The following is a 12,593-nucleotide window of genomic DNA, read 5'->3' on the forward strand; positions in this document are numbered from 1 at the left end:
TTTCCCAAAAAAACTAAACGAAAGCTATGGCATACGAATCCGCAGGAGCCCCTGATTACTACAACATCGACGACCTGCTAACCGAGGAACATAAACTTGTGCGCCAGTCTATGCGCGATTTTGTGAAGCGTGAGATCTCACCAAACATCGAGCAATGGGCACAGGAGGCGCATTTCCCTTCTGAAATTGTGAAGAAGTTTGGAGATGTGGGCGCCTTTGGCCCGACTATCCCGACGGAGTATGGCGGCGGTGGTCTCGACTACATCAGCTACGGCATTGTGATGCAGGAAATCGAGCGCGGTGACTCAGGCATGCGCTCCACGGCTTCGGTGCAGGGCTCATTGGTAATGTACCCGATCTACAAGTATGGCTCGGAGGAGCAGCGCAAGAAGTTCCTGCCGAAGCTGGCGAGTGGCGAGTGGTTGGGCTGTTTCGGCCTGACCGAACCCGATCATGGCTCCAACCCCGGCGGCATGACCACCAACATAAAGGACATGGGCGACCATTACCTGCTGAATGGAGCCAAGATGTGGATCTCGAATTCACCGGAATGCCAGGTAGCGGTAGTATGGGCGAAGAATGAAGAAGGCCGCATCAAAGGGGTGATCGTGGAGCGCGGCATGGAGGGCTTCACCACGCCCGAGATACACGGCAAGTGGAGCCTGCGTGCCAGCACCACCGGCGAACTGGTGTTCGACAACGTGAAAGTGCCCAAGGAGAACCTGTTGCCAAACGTTGAGGGCCTGCGCGGGCCGCTCGGCTGCCTTGACTCCGCCCGCTACGGAATTTCCTGGGGAGCCATCGGTGCTGCCATCGACTGTTACGAGTCTGCGCTGAAGTATAGCCTGGAGCGTATCCAGTTCGACAAACCCATCGGCGCCTTCCAACTCACACAGAAGAAACTTGCCGAAATGCTGACCGAGATAACGAAGGCCCAGTTGCTGGCCTGGCGCCTCGGCACCCTGATGAACGACGGCAAAGCCACTACGCAGCAGATTTCCATGGCCAAGCGCAACAACGTGGACATGGCGCTGCACATTGCACGCGAGGCACGCCAGATCCACGGCGGCATGGGCATCACCGGCGAGTACCCGATCATGCGCCACATGATGAACCTCGAATCGGTGATCACCTACGAAGGCACCCACGACATTCATCTGCTTATCACAGGCGCTGACATTACCGGGATCCAGGCGTTTAAATAATCGTTGATCGTTATCTGTTGCTCGTTTTTCGGGTGGCGGAGTGAGGATAAAAGTATAAAAGAGGCAGCTGCGGGAGTGGCTGCCTTTTATACTTATTTAGCATTCCTGCTTCTGGCGCAAGCGTGGGTTTGCCGAATAAACTTTTTCGAGGAGTAGCTGTAGTGAGCCTCTCACCCAGCCCTCTCCCCCAGAGGCGAGGGAACGCTGCTGTTGGTTTCGCCGAAGTATAGTTGCTGTTGTATTAACCCACCCCTGCCCCTCCGAGGAGGGGAATTTACCTCACTCCAACCCCCTCCTAAAAACAGGGGAGGGAGTGGTGGTGCTACTTTTACTCAAGTATAAGCGCTGTAGCAACTGCTGTTCAGCGGACAAGTCGCGACCTGTCCCTACAAAGGGAATTGTCTGGAGGAGTAAAACATCCCCCTACCCCCTTCAAAGGGGGACTTAGCCTTTATTGCATTGCAAAAGCAGTGGCTAGCTGAACCGATTCCAGTCCTTGGGTGGGGGTAGGGGCCCTCGAAAAAGAGCGCCTTTGGAGTTTTTCGGTCCCGCGGGAGCGGGATTGCGATGCGCCAGCGAGCAAAGAAAAGGGCCCGGCGCGATGCCCGAGGACGTGGCCTCGCTCATATAGGGCCCCTACCCCAGCCGTGAGCGCTCCAACGCCAAAGGTGGAACAATAGGTATTTGGGAGCTGGAGGATCAGCGGCAGCTATAAAAGACAGCTTGATTCAGGTTACAGAATTGTAGCTATACAAGTATGGCTGCAGCAGTCTACGGCATAAGCGGACGCTTGCGCCAGGTAATGTAACAAGTATAGCCGCGGCTATGCAAGTATGGCTTTTCAAGCCAGTCGGGTTACAAACTCATCATCACGTGTAGGGCTACGTAGCAACAGCCTGTCCATACTTTATACCTTACAGAACTAATTCTGTTTATCCTCTAATCCTGCAAATCCTTATTGATATCAATTGCTAATTTGATTAGATTTATGCTTGCGAACTATAAAATAATTAGCAAAAAAGCGTAACTTCGTTTCTATAAATGGAGCCAATCAGCGGCAAAAACTGTTATCTTTAAGAGCAGCAAAAGCGCTTTTAGGAAGAAGAAGTATACGTATGAGAGAAGATTACCTGACTGGCGACAAAGAGCACTTAACGCCGGTTGAACGCGACATAGACAAGGCACTCCGCCCCCTCAGTTTCCACGATTTTGCGGGGCAGGACAAGGTGGTGGAGAACCTGAAGATATTTGTGCTGGCGGCCAAGCGCCGCGGTGAGGCGCTGGATCACGTGCTGCTGCACGGCCCTCCGGGATTGGGTAAAACGACGCTTTCGCACATCATCGCCTCTGAGCTGGATGCTGGCATCAAGATGACCTCTGGCCCGGTGCTGGACAAGCCAAGTGATTTGGCGGGCCTGCTCACCAACCTGGAGACGAACGATGTGCTGTTCATCGACGAGATTCACCGCCTCAACCCGGTGGTGGAAGAGTACCTGTACTCGGCCATGGAGGATTACAAGATCGACATTATGCTCGACTCCGGTCCGAACGCCCGCTCGGTGCAAATCAGCCTGAACCCGTTTACGCTCATCGGCGCAACCACACGCTCAGGTTTGCTTACGGCCCCACTGCGTGCCCGCTTCAGCATTAACTCGCGCCTGGAGTACTATGATGCCGAACTGTTGACTTCGATCGTAAAGCGCTCGTCGGCCTTGCTGGGTGCGCCTATACATGCGGATGCCGCGTTTGAAATTGCCCGCCGCAGCCGTGGTACGCCCCGTATTGCCAACAACCTGCTGCGCCGCACCCGCGACTTCGCCCAGGTAAAAGGAGACGGCACGATTACCGTGGAGATTGCCAAGTTTGCCCTGAACGCGCTCGACGTAGACCAGAACGGCTTGGACGACATGGACAACCGTATCCTTACCACCATCATCGATAAATTTAAAGGCGGCCCTGTGGGGCTCTCTACCATCGCGACGGCTTGTGGCGAGGAGGCCGAAACGATTGAGGAAGTATACGAGCCCTTCCTGATTCAGGAAGGTTACATTAAGCGCACCTCGCGTGGCCGCGAGGCTACCGAGATGGCATACCGCCACCTGGGCAAGATACCGCCGCAGGAGATTGCCTCCGGTGGGCTCTTCAGCCAGCCCGGTGCCTAAAGATAACTGTTTGTGATTTTTTCTAAAGAGCAGGCTTCGTGGCCTGCTCTTTTCTTTTGTTAGGACCTCGCTGCGAGCGTCTGTTACAACATAATGTAACAAACCGCTCCAACTTCTCCTAGTTCAAGAAAGGAAGTTGGTTACTGCTGCTGATCCCACTACATCCTCATTATCTCCCTAAAACCATCGGGTTGGATTTATTTTAACTTAATTTTGTTTCTCCTGAAGTATAAACAGCGGTTACAAGTATAAATTGAGCAAAGAGAAGTATACATACCTGATCAAGCAGAAGGCGCAGGAACTGGGCTTTATGTACTGCGGCATCTCCAAAGCGGATTTTCTGGAGGAGGAGGCGCCACGGCTGGAGCGCTGGCTCAACCAGAACATGCACGGCCAGATGCACTACATGGAAAACCACTTCGATAAGCGCCTGGACCCGCGCCTGCTGGTGGATGGGGCCAAATCTGTGGTGTCGCTGTTGCTCAATTATTACCCGGAAAAGGAAAACCAGCAGCAGGAGGAGGATACTTACAAAATATCCAAGTATGCCTATGGCACCGATTACCACTTCGTGATTAAAGACAAGCTGAAGACACTGCTGGCGTACATCAACGAAGAGATAGGGGAGGTTGGAGGCCGCTGCTTTGTGGATTCCGCGCCGGTGCTGGATAAGGCCTGGGCAAAGAAAAGCGGCTTGGGCTGGGTAGGCAAAAATTCAAACCTGATCACGCCGCAGGTAGGCAGCTTCTACTTTATAGCTGAGCTGATCATTAACCTGGAACTGGAATACGACGGGCCGATAAAAGATTACTGCGGCTCCTGCACGCGCTGCCTCGATGCGTGCCCGACAGGTGCTATTACCGAACCCTATGTGGTGGACGGCAGCAAGTGCATCTCCTACTTCACCATTGAGCTGAAAGACCAACTGCCGCAGGAAATGAACGGGAAATTCGGAAATTGGGTGTTTGGCTGTGATATCTGCCAGGATGTGTGCCCGTGGAACCGTTTCAGCAAACCGCATCAGGAACCGGCTTTTGCGCCGCACCCCGATCTGAAGCACCTCAAAACCAGCGATTGGCAGGAGCTGACGCACGAAGTTTTCTCGCAGCTGTTCAGGAAATCAGCCGTGAAGCGGACAGGCTACAATGGCCTGCTGCGCAACATTCTGTTTGTGCAAGATAGCCCTGAAAAGGACTAGCCTATACTTTGGGTTTCAGAAACACCCTGTTCAGGATGAGCAGGTACATGCCCGAGAACTGTTCGTAGCACCAGTTTCTCAGTTGCTTTAGCTCGGCTCGCTCCAGCACTTTAAACGCTTTGCGCAATTCTTTTTCAAACAGCATCTTATCAAAGCTAACCTTCAATAAAATGGTTTTAACGTATTCCAGCATTTCAATAAACATGAATTGGTAATGTGTTTATTAATACGGATGATGAAGCTAAAAGTGTCGGAATATTTATAAAAAATCACTCAATAGCTTAAGTGTTAGAACGTTTGAAAACAAAAAGGCCAGGAGTTGCAATCAAGCAGTTCCTGGCCTTCTATAGTAGTATGAACAGTTATTCGCTATGCGATAAACAGCGTTGCAATGTTCATTACCTGCTCCTTCGTAAGCGGCTCATCGAATGCCTCTGTAGCAGCATCAGTGGATACACCGTTGAACCCAGCGATGTTCACGCCTGCCTGCATTGTCTCGGCTTCGCCCATGTATACTGCGTTGGCAGCAGCAGGAACCATTTCGCCTTCCGGTCCGCCCGTAATCCAGCCTTTCAGGCCGCGAATTCTACGCACAATAGAGGCGTGGCGTGCCTCCACAGCATGGATCTGCAGCGCAGCTGTCAGTACAGCAGGGTTGCCTGCTAAGTTAGCAGCCTGTCCTTTGTAGGCACGAACACCGGTATCCTCAAAAGCCTGCGATAACGTCATAAACGTTTGAAGATCAGTGTTCCAGTTAGGGAATGCGCCTCCTGCCGAAAAATCGAAGTTTGGCTTACCGGTTGGAGTGCCGCCTGCTCCCTGAATGGCTGTTTTCAGGAATTCAACGTGCGCTACTTCATTGTCGCGTACGCTCTCGAAAAAGTCTCTGGTGTCACCGAAGTTAAGGGCTGAGCTGTTCAGGCCCTGGATGTAAAACTCTGCCTCCAGGTACTCCAGTGTCAGGGCAAAGTTCAATACTTCCAGTACGCTGCTGGTCGACTGTCCGTATGCCTTCTTGAACATGGTACCCATGGCCAGTGGCACAGCGGCCAACGCCACTTTTTTGCCGAAGCTGCCCAATCCGCTAAATGCCTCGCGGCGCGAAGCCAGACGCTGGTATACTTCCGGGTCTGTCTTCTCTATATCTTTTATTATATTAAATATGTTCATTTCTCTTGTCCTCCTGTTGCTTATTTAGGTAAGTTGCTGAAGTTAATTTTAGTTTTGATGAAAGGGGCGGCTGCCGTCAGCACCTCGGTAGGTGACATGGCTCTGTCCAATCCCTGTGCATCAATAACCGCCTCGCCATACTCCCTGTCGTTGTTGCTGATCAGGTCGTGAATAGCAGCGGCGTGTCGGGCCTCAACCGATACAATCTTACCGGCCAGCAGTAGGTAGGTTAAGCCATCACCTGTGTCTGTAAAAAGCTTGCCGGCCCCGTTATAGGCGGCTACACCGAGGTCTTCAAACGTTCTGGCTGTTTCCAGCACGCTGTTTTTGTTTGTGAAGTTCACAGCGCTGAAGTCCACCTCCAGGCCTGGAATGGCATTTTTGCCAAGGGCAGCCTTGAAGAACTCGCGGTGCGCGACTTCATGCGCTTTCAAATCCATCATTACCTGCATTTCTGCGGCAGAAAGTGCGCTGCCTGATTTTGCCACTACTTCCGTGTAGAAAGCGGCTTCCAGTTGCTCTAGTGCATAGGCATAGTTCAAAACGCCTGTATCACCGGATCCGAGGTCTACCTCACCGTTCATCGGCGGGTTTACATCGTCATCGTCGTCATCGCACGAGGTGGTTAGCAATATAGTCGCGGCAGCGGCAGTGGCTCCGGCGTAGCGGAAAAATGATCGGCGCTGCATCGGGCTCAGCAGGTGCTGTCCTAGACCCTGGCCATTCTCCTCAGGTTTAGCTAGTTCTTTCATATAGTTTGGTTTTTGAGTGATATAAATTTTACTGCAGAAGAGGTTGACGTCACCAACAATGAAGCCTATACCTCGTCCCAAGCCAACTACCTACGGCAGCGGGTTTGCATCTGGATTTAGAGGAAGTGCAATTTTTAACTGTGTTGCAACATGGTTGTGGTGCAATTGCCTGGGGGAGATCGTGCGGTCGTGCGGAAGCAGAAAGTGGCCTGACGCACTTAAATTCCGCCTTTCAGCGTTTTATGGCAGAAAGTGTTAAATTTGAAACTTAGATTCAGGCCTGACTGCCGAAAAAACGAATACAAAACCATGCGATCTATCTGCCTTACTTTTATACTTGTATTTATGCTGCTTGTGCCCGCATGGGCGCAGCAGGTAAGTATTGAGTTAGGCAAAAGCCCGTTGCCGCTTAACCAGTACTACACCATCTCGGTGCGCCTGCAAAACCAGCAGTTGCAGGAGTACACGCCCTTCCCGGACATAGAGGGCTTTAAGAAGAGCAACAAGTACTCTACTACCAAAACCATCGTTACAGGCGGCAGCACCACCACCATCCTCACCATCACCCAGAATTATGCGGCACTGGAGGAGGGGGAGTATGTGGTAAAGCCCTTTTCCATGAAGGTGAACGGGCAGGCGGTGCAGTCGCAGGGGATGGAGGTAACCGTTACGCCGCTGCAGGCCAATGCGCCGCAGCGCAGTAACCAGCCCGACCTGATCACTCCCGAAGCCGACCAGGAGCAGGAGGTGGAGCAGTCCGTGGAGTTTATCGACAAAGAAGACAATGCGTTCCTGACGGTCTACACCAACAAGGATGAGGTGTTTGTAGGGGAGGGCGTAAACGTGGTGCTATACTTTTACCTGGCCGAGGCTGATCAGCGCCTGCTAGACTTCCATGATTTCGCCAACCAGCTGAACACTATGCTGCGGCAGATAAAACAACCCCATGCTTGGGAAGAAACATTTGATTTTACCGAAATCACACCTGAAAATGTGCTTGTGCGCGGGGAGCCCTACCTGCGGTTCAGGCTTTATGAGACAATGCTGTACCCGCTGAGCAACGAGCCGTTCCGGTTTCCGCAGCTGCAACTCCAGATGATCAAGTATAAAGTGGCTAAGAATCCATCGTTGGTGGAGGAAGACAGGCAGGAGGGCTACAAAATTTTCTACTCGCGGCCAAAGGAGGTGCTGGTGAAGCAACTGCCGCCCCACCCGCTGCGCGATGTGGTGCCCGTGGGCGACTATACCCTGAGGGAGCGGCTGTCGAAGAGGAGCGTGCCGGTGAATAAGAGTTTCCGATTTACTTTTGAAGTGGTGGGCGAGGGTAACATTGCCGCCATTATGGCGCCCGAACCCAGGGTACCAACCGGGCTGGAGTTTTACCCGGCTGATGTGCGCCAGGATGTAACCAAGCGCGACGGCAGCGTATCGGGTGCTAAGAGCTTTACGTTCGCCGTGCTGCCCCGCGAGCCAGGCGACTACCGTATGGACAAGATACTGGAGTGGATCTATTTCAGCCCCACCACCGCCTCCTACGATACCCTGCGGCCCACGCTGCAGGTACAGGTTACGGGTGCCAGCGACAGCGATGCACTGGTACTGTCCCGCGACCTGGGACCTTTCTACAACATCATCGAAAACGAAGACAACACACTGGTAAGCCTGCACGAGTTTGACGAGGTAAAGCGCTATACCAACATAATCTTGCTGCTGCTGCTGGCTGTGGCGGCGTTTGTTTTCCTAAAGAAATAACTATGAGCAACTCCTACGGAAAACTGTTCCGGATCACAACCTTTGGCGAGTCGCATGGTGCGGCAGTGGGCGTAACCGTAGACGGCTGCCCGGCCGGCCTGGAAATCTCCCCGGAGGAGATACAGCACGCGCTGGACCGTCGCCGCCCCGGCCAGTCCGATATCACCACCCCCCGCAAGGAGGAGGACAGGGTGACCATACTTTCCGGCATATTCGACGGCAGAACCACCGGTACGCCTATTGCCCTTGTGGTAAACAACAAAGACCAGCACAGCCACGACTACAGCCATGTGGAGCACGCTTTCCGCCCTTCGCACGCGGATTATACTTATACTGCCAAGTATGGCCTGCGCGATTTCCGGGGCGGTGGCCGCAGCTCTGCCCGCGAAACGGTGGCTCGGGTAGCGGCCGGTGCGCTGGCGGCTAAACTGCTGCTGCACCACGGCATTACGGTGCAGAGCTATGTATCGCAGGTGGGTACGGTAAAACTGCGCAAGCACTACTCCAAACTGGACCTAAGCAAGATAGATTCTAACAAGGTGCGCTGCCCGGACGGGAAAATCGCCGCCCGCATGATCGGCGTAGTGGAGGAAGCCCGCGACAGCCTCGATACGGTGGGTGGCGTGGTAAGCTGCGTGGTAAAAGGCGTGCCCGCCGGTTTGGGAGAGCCTGTTTTCGATAAGCTGCACGCCGAGCTTGGCAAGGCGATGCTAAGTGTAAATGCAGTGAAAGGCTTTGAGTACGGCAGCGGTTTTGAAGGCGTAAAGATGCGCGGCTCCGAGCACAACGATGAGTTTTACACCGATGCGCAGGGCCAGGTGCGCACCCGCACCAACAACTCTGGCGGTATACAGGGTGGCATCAGCAACGGCCAGGATATTTACTTTAGCGTGGCTTTTAAACCAGTCGCGACCATTTTGCAGCCCCAAACCACCATCAACGATGCCGGTGAGGAAATTACGCTCCAGGGCAAAGGCCGACACGACCCCTGCGTGTTGCCGCGCGCGGTGCCCATTGTGGATGCCATGGCCGCACTGGTGATTGCCGATTTCCTGCTGCGGCAGCGGGTAAACAAGCTGTAGTTAAAAGTGGGGTTGCGGGCTTAATCAGGAGAAGGCATCTGCTGGCACATAGCCCCACCGGAGAAGTTCCTGCTCGTGCGTTATAGGCCGGCAAAAGCCGTCTGTAAGAAGTATGATGCGGGTGCTGGCACGCAGCACTGACCGGTAATCGTGGTCGGTTATGATGAAGCCTTTGGTGCCCAGGTGTGCCTGTAGCAATTCCTCTATATGCTCCACGTAAAGCGGCTCCACCCCGGAGAAGGGCTCGTCGAGCAACAGGAACTTTGCATCCAGCTGCAGCAAAAGCAGCAGTTCCAAATACCGCAGTTCTCCTTTCGAAAGCTCATCGGCGTGTTTGTTCAGGTGCTTTTGCAGGCGCTCATCCTCCTTTACATGGTGGCGCTTGTCCGGCGTCAGCAAATATAAATCAATAATCCGGCTGATCCGGATATTGTTGGGAAGGAAATGCTGCTGGGGCAAATAGGCGATCAGGTGCTGGTGCTTGTACGGCTCCGGGTAAACCTGCCCGTTCATCCGGATGTGCTTGTGCACCGTAGGCTTCGTTCCAAAGATAATCTGTAGCAGCGTGGTTTTACCGCAGCCGTTTCTTCCGAGCAATCCTACCACCTCACCTGTTTCGCAGCTTAGGTAGATGTCAGACAGCAACTGCCGGTCGCCCACCTGGTACAAAATACTGTCTGCCTCAAGTTTGTTTTTAAGCATAGAGGTACAGCTTTAGCAAGAACAACAGCAGGACAATGGCCACATTGGCAAGGTATGCGCTACCGATAAGGTTTACCTTGCTCAGGCCCATGTTGTGGTAAAAAAAATACTGGTTGCTGTGCCGTGTTTAGAACAAGTATAAGGCAATCAGAAAGCCCCCCGTGAGCAGGCTCAGGCTAAAGGCATTGATCATCCGAATGGCTACATGCTGCTGAAAAGCCAGTCCCGTTAAAGCCGCAAGCAGGGAAAACGGCAGGTTAAAGGTCTGGAGAACCTTATAGTAGTGCAGGCGCAGTCTGAGTTTTTGCATGAGCTCGGGTTGTACTGCTGAAGATAATAAATATTGGCTTTACCTGATGGGAGCGCCAAATAGTTTTATATCGCTTGGCACCGTGTAGCGCCTTTGCTGCCCCCGGAGCGACTGCTGTATGCAGTAATTGGCGTTGGCACCGGCATCCATACTTGGTCCCTCCAGAATGGAGCGGTAGTATAAAGGTCCTAGGTCTACTTTCAGCTCGGGCTCCTTAGCAAGCTTTACCTTGGAAATGGCTGTCCGGAGATCACGTTCTGTAGCCCAGGGCATCACATCAACGGTGGGTAACTCTGTGGCTTTTTCCTGCAGTACGATGTTGGCTGAGAAGTTATAACCCTGTATCGCCGTCGGGACGAGGATGTACTGCCTGCTGTAGCCCAGCGAACTCACCACCACACTGTCGCGGGGCAGTACGGGCATGGAAAAGTAGCCGTATTGGTTTGTGAAGGTGCCCCGTGTGGTGTGCGGCACAAACACAGCCACACCAGCCAGACCTGTGGCGCTGTCGCCTGCCGTTACCATGCCTGAAAGCTGGAGGACCTGTGGGTTTTCCTGTGCAGCCGCCTGAAGCGATAGCATCCAAAGTAGGGCTAGCAGCCAGAACGGATGGCAGTGGAGAGCAGGTACGTTTTTCATAGCGTGGTGCGGGTGTAAGGGGTGCGGTGGCGCTAGCCGTTATGTCAACGTAAAAATATACTAATTCATATATACTGAAGTATAAAATGTAAAGCAACTAACCTGTTTGCGCGGCAAACTGTGGGCGGTAAGTATAGCTGTAAAACAGAAGCGCCGCCTCTGCTAAGCAAAGGCGGCGCTTCTGTGTTGAAGAATATAGTTTTAGAATAGTTTCAGCTCTATCACCAGGTACCAGATCAGGGCAAGCACTGGCAGCAGGAACGGGATGGCGTAACGGAACACGTACCCGAAGAAAGACGGCATCTTGATACCTGCGCTCTCGGCAATGGCTTTCACCATAAAGTTGGGGCCGTTGCCGATGTAGGTGAAGGCGCCAAAGAGCACGGCAGCAAGCGATATGGCTTCCAGCAGCACCAGCGTTTCGGGGTTGGCTCCGGTGCCGGTCGCAAACTGCCGCACCTCCACTACGCTGTTCTGGGCCATATCATACTTGGCCATGGCCAGCGACAGGAAGTTAGCATAGGTTGGCGCGTTATCCAGGAAGCCGGAGAGTGAGCCGGTGGCCCAGTACAGGAAGTTTGGCGTGATATACTTGGAGTACTCCGGGGCCGAGGCGATAGCTGCGGAAAGCTGCAGGGCCGGCATCATCGTAAAGAAAATACCAAAGAACAGGAACACCACCTCCAGGATCGGGTGGAAATTGAATTGGTTGCCTGCCAGTGCCGTTTTGCTCGAGAAGCGGTAGCAGGCAAAAGCCGCTGAAAGCTGGATGATCTCACGCAGGTAAGAGAACTTGTTGCCGTCGTAGTATATGTGTGGCAGGCCGTCGATTACGTTGGGGTCGAGGAAAATGGCGCCGATAATAATAGCCAGCCAGAACAGGTTGCGCTTTCCGCTAACATAGAATTCTGTCTTCTCTCTGTTTTTAGCCACTACCTCCGGGCGCGCTGTAAAGCTTTCTTTGTTGCGGCTATCCACAATGTAAAACACAACGCATAGGAAAGTGATAGCCAGTATCCACGGCACAAACAGGTGCTGCAGCGTCCAGAAAAACGGAACCCCCTTCAGGAAGCCAATGAAAAGGGGAGGATCGCCGAGTGGCGTAAGCAAACCACCCGCATTACTCACAATAAAAATGAAGAACACGATCTGGTAAGGCTTGATGCGGTGCACGTTGAGCCGGATGAACGGGCGTATCAGCAGCAGCGAGGCACCGGTTGTACCCACCAGGTTAGCAAGCACAGCGCCAACCGCCACCAGGGCCACGTTCATGGCAGGCGTTGCATTGGCGTTGATGTTGATGTAAATACCGCCCGCCGCAATGTAAAGCGAACTTAGAAGTATGGCAAAAGAGGCGTATTCAAAAAAAGTATGGACAGGCATGTGGTAGTCCTGCAACACAAACAGGTAATAGGCCAGTACTGTCAGGCCCAGGGTGATGGCTACAGGTTTGTAGTTTTTCTCCCAGAAGTGGCCGAACAGGATCGGACCGGCGGCTATCATGCCTATCAAAAGCAGGAAAGGTATAATCAGGAAGAGCGGTAACGCGTGTTGGGCCTGCGCCAACAGAATGAAGTTGTTTAGCATGGTCTAATTGAGTTCTGTGTAAGTCAGGGCTCGG

The 12,593-nt window shown here is 53.1% G+C and carries 12 protein-coding genes; 5 read left to right on the plus strand and 7 right to left on the minus strand.

From position 1 onward, the window contains the following. The first annotated feature begins 26 nt into the window (after positions 1-26). From A0W33_RS11165 to queG, 3 genes are all read left to right on the plus strand, one after another. Positions 27-1,205 carry an acyl-CoA dehydrogenase family protein gene (locus tag A0W33_RS11165; RefSeq protein WP_068838213.1) on the plus strand — a complete coding sequence of 393 codons (1,179 nt, stop codon included), beginning with the start codon at positions 27-29 and terminating at the stop codon, positions 1,203-1,205. Between the two features lie 1,115 nt (positions 1,206-2,320). Then, on the plus strand, positions 2,321-3,367 hold the full coding sequence (gene ruvB, locus A0W33_RS11170) for a Holliday junction branch migration DNA helicase RuvB (protein WP_068838214.1): 1,047 nt from the start codon (positions 2,321-2,323) through the stop codon (positions 3,365-3,367). A gap of 253 nt (positions 3,368-3,620) precedes the next feature. After that, complete coding sequence (queG, locus tag A0W33_RS11175; protein WP_068838215.1) at positions 3,621-4,565, plus strand: tRNA epoxyqueuosine(34) reductase QueG; 945 nt, start codon at positions 3,621-3,623, stop codon at positions 4,563-4,565. 1 nt (position 4,566) lies between these two features. Here the strand turns inward: queG and A0W33_RS11180 are convergent, their stop codons facing one another. The 3 genes from A0W33_RS11180 to A0W33_RS11190 form a co-directional block, all read right to left on the minus strand. After that, positions 4,567-4,758, minus strand: coding sequence for a hypothetical protein (locus A0W33_RS11180; RefSeq protein ID WP_068840075.1), 192 nt, complete (start codon positions 4,756-4,758; stop codon positions 4,567-4,569). Positions 4,759-4,934: 176 nt separating this feature from the next. Further along, complete coding sequence (locus A0W33_RS11185; protein WP_068838216.1) at positions 4,935-5,735, minus strand: ferritin-like domain-containing protein; 801 nt, start codon at positions 5,733-5,735, stop codon at positions 4,935-4,937. A gap of 20 nt (positions 5,736-5,755) precedes the next feature. Continuing rightward, entirely contained in the window at positions 5,756-6,487 is a 732-nt protein-coding gene (locus tag A0W33_RS11190) for a ferritin-like domain-containing protein (protein ID WP_068838217.1), read from the minus strand. A gap of 309 nt (positions 6,488-6,796) precedes the next feature. Here A0W33_RS11190 and A0W33_RS11195 point away from each other — a divergent pair, with 309 nt between their 5' ends. Beyond that, positions 6,797-8,239: a BatD family protein gene (locus tag A0W33_RS11195; RefSeq protein WP_068838218.1), complete on the plus strand. Its 1,443-nt coding sequence runs from the start codon at positions 6,797-6,799 to the stop codon at positions 8,237-8,239. A gap of 2 nt (positions 8,240-8,241) precedes the next feature. Then, positions 8,242-9,321, plus strand: coding sequence for a chorismate synthase (aroC, locus tag A0W33_RS11200; protein WP_068838219.1), 1,080 nt, complete (start codon positions 8,242-8,244; stop codon positions 9,319-9,321). Between the two features lie 24 nt (positions 9,322-9,345). Here aroC and A0W33_RS11205 read toward each other — a convergent pair whose 3' ends face one another. The 4 genes from A0W33_RS11205 to A0W33_RS11220 form a co-directional block, all read right to left on the minus strand. Then, positions 9,346-10,023: an ATP-binding cassette domain-containing protein gene (locus A0W33_RS11205; RefSeq protein ID WP_068838220.1), complete on the minus strand. Its 678-nt coding sequence runs from the start codon at positions 10,021-10,023 to the stop codon at positions 9,346-9,348. Positions 10,024-10,150: 127 nt separating this feature from the next. Beyond that, positions 10,151-10,333 carry a hypothetical protein gene (locus A0W33_RS11210; protein WP_068838221.1) on the minus strand — a complete coding sequence of 61 codons (183 nt, stop codon included), beginning with the start codon at positions 10,331-10,333 and terminating at the stop codon, positions 10,151-10,153. A gap of 39 nt (positions 10,334-10,372) precedes the next feature. After that, positions 10,373-10,972, minus strand: coding sequence for a carboxypeptidase-like regulatory domain-containing protein (locus A0W33_RS11215; RefSeq protein WP_082815202.1), 600 nt, complete (start codon positions 10,970-10,972; stop codon positions 10,373-10,375). Positions 10,973-11,173: 201 nt separating this feature from the next. Next, positions 11,174-12,559, minus strand: a complete 1,386-nt coding sequence (locus A0W33_RS11220; protein WP_068838223.1) for a sodium:proton antiporter — start codon at positions 12,557-12,559, stop codon at positions 11,174-11,176. Positions 12,560-12,593 lie beyond the last annotated feature (34 nt).

Origin of the sequence: Pontibacter akesuensis (assembly GCF_001611675.1) — a bacterium.
GTDB lineage: Bacteria > Bacteroidota > Bacteroidia > Cytophagales > Hymenobacteraceae > Pontibacter > Pontibacter akesuensis.

What these genes read in the sequence shown, in the direction of transcription:
- ruvB (WP_068838214.1), top strand. Translation starts at nt 2,321, where the DNA reads ATGAGAGAAGATTACCTGACTGGCGACAAAGAGCACTTAACGCCGGTT.
- A0W33_RS11185 (WP_068838216.1), bottom strand. Translation starts at nt 5,735, where the DNA reads ATGAACATATTTAATATAATAAAAGATATAGAGAAGACAGACCCGGAA.
- A0W33_RS11215 (WP_082815202.1), bottom strand. Translation starts at nt 10,972, where the DNA reads ATGAAAAACGTACCTGCTCTCCACTGCCATCCGTTCTGGCTGCTAGCC.
- A0W33_RS11190 (WP_068838217.1), bottom strand. Translation starts at nt 6,487, where the DNA reads ATGAAAGAACTAGCTAAACCTGAGGAGAATGGCCAGGGTCTAGGACAG.
- A0W33_RS11210 (WP_068838221.1), bottom strand. Translation starts at nt 10,333, where the DNA reads ATGCAAAAACTCAGACTGCGCCTGCACTACTATAAGGTTCTCCAGACC.
- A0W33_RS11195 (WP_068838218.1), top strand. Translation starts at nt 6,797, where the DNA reads ATGCGATCTATCTGCCTTACTTTTATACTTGTATTTATGCTGCTTGTG.
- A0W33_RS11220 (WP_068838223.1), bottom strand. Translation starts at nt 12,559, where the DNA reads ATGCTAAACAACTTCATTCTGTTGGCGCAGGCCCAACACGCGTTACCG.
- aroC (WP_068838219.1), top strand. Translation starts at nt 8,242, where the DNA reads ATGAGCAACTCCTACGGAAAACTGTTCCGGATCACAACCTTTGGCGAG.
- A0W33_RS11205 (WP_068838220.1), bottom strand. Translation starts at nt 10,023, where the DNA reads ATGCTTAAAAACAAACTTGAGGCAGACAGTATTTTGTACCAGGTGGGC.
- A0W33_RS11180 (WP_068840075.1), bottom strand. Translation starts at nt 4,758, where the DNA reads ATGCTGGAATACGTTAAAACCATTTTATTGAAGGTTAGCTTTGATAAG.
- A0W33_RS11165 (WP_068838213.1), top strand. Translation starts at nt 27, where the DNA reads ATGGCATACGAATCCGCAGGAGCCCCTGATTACTACAACATCGACGAC.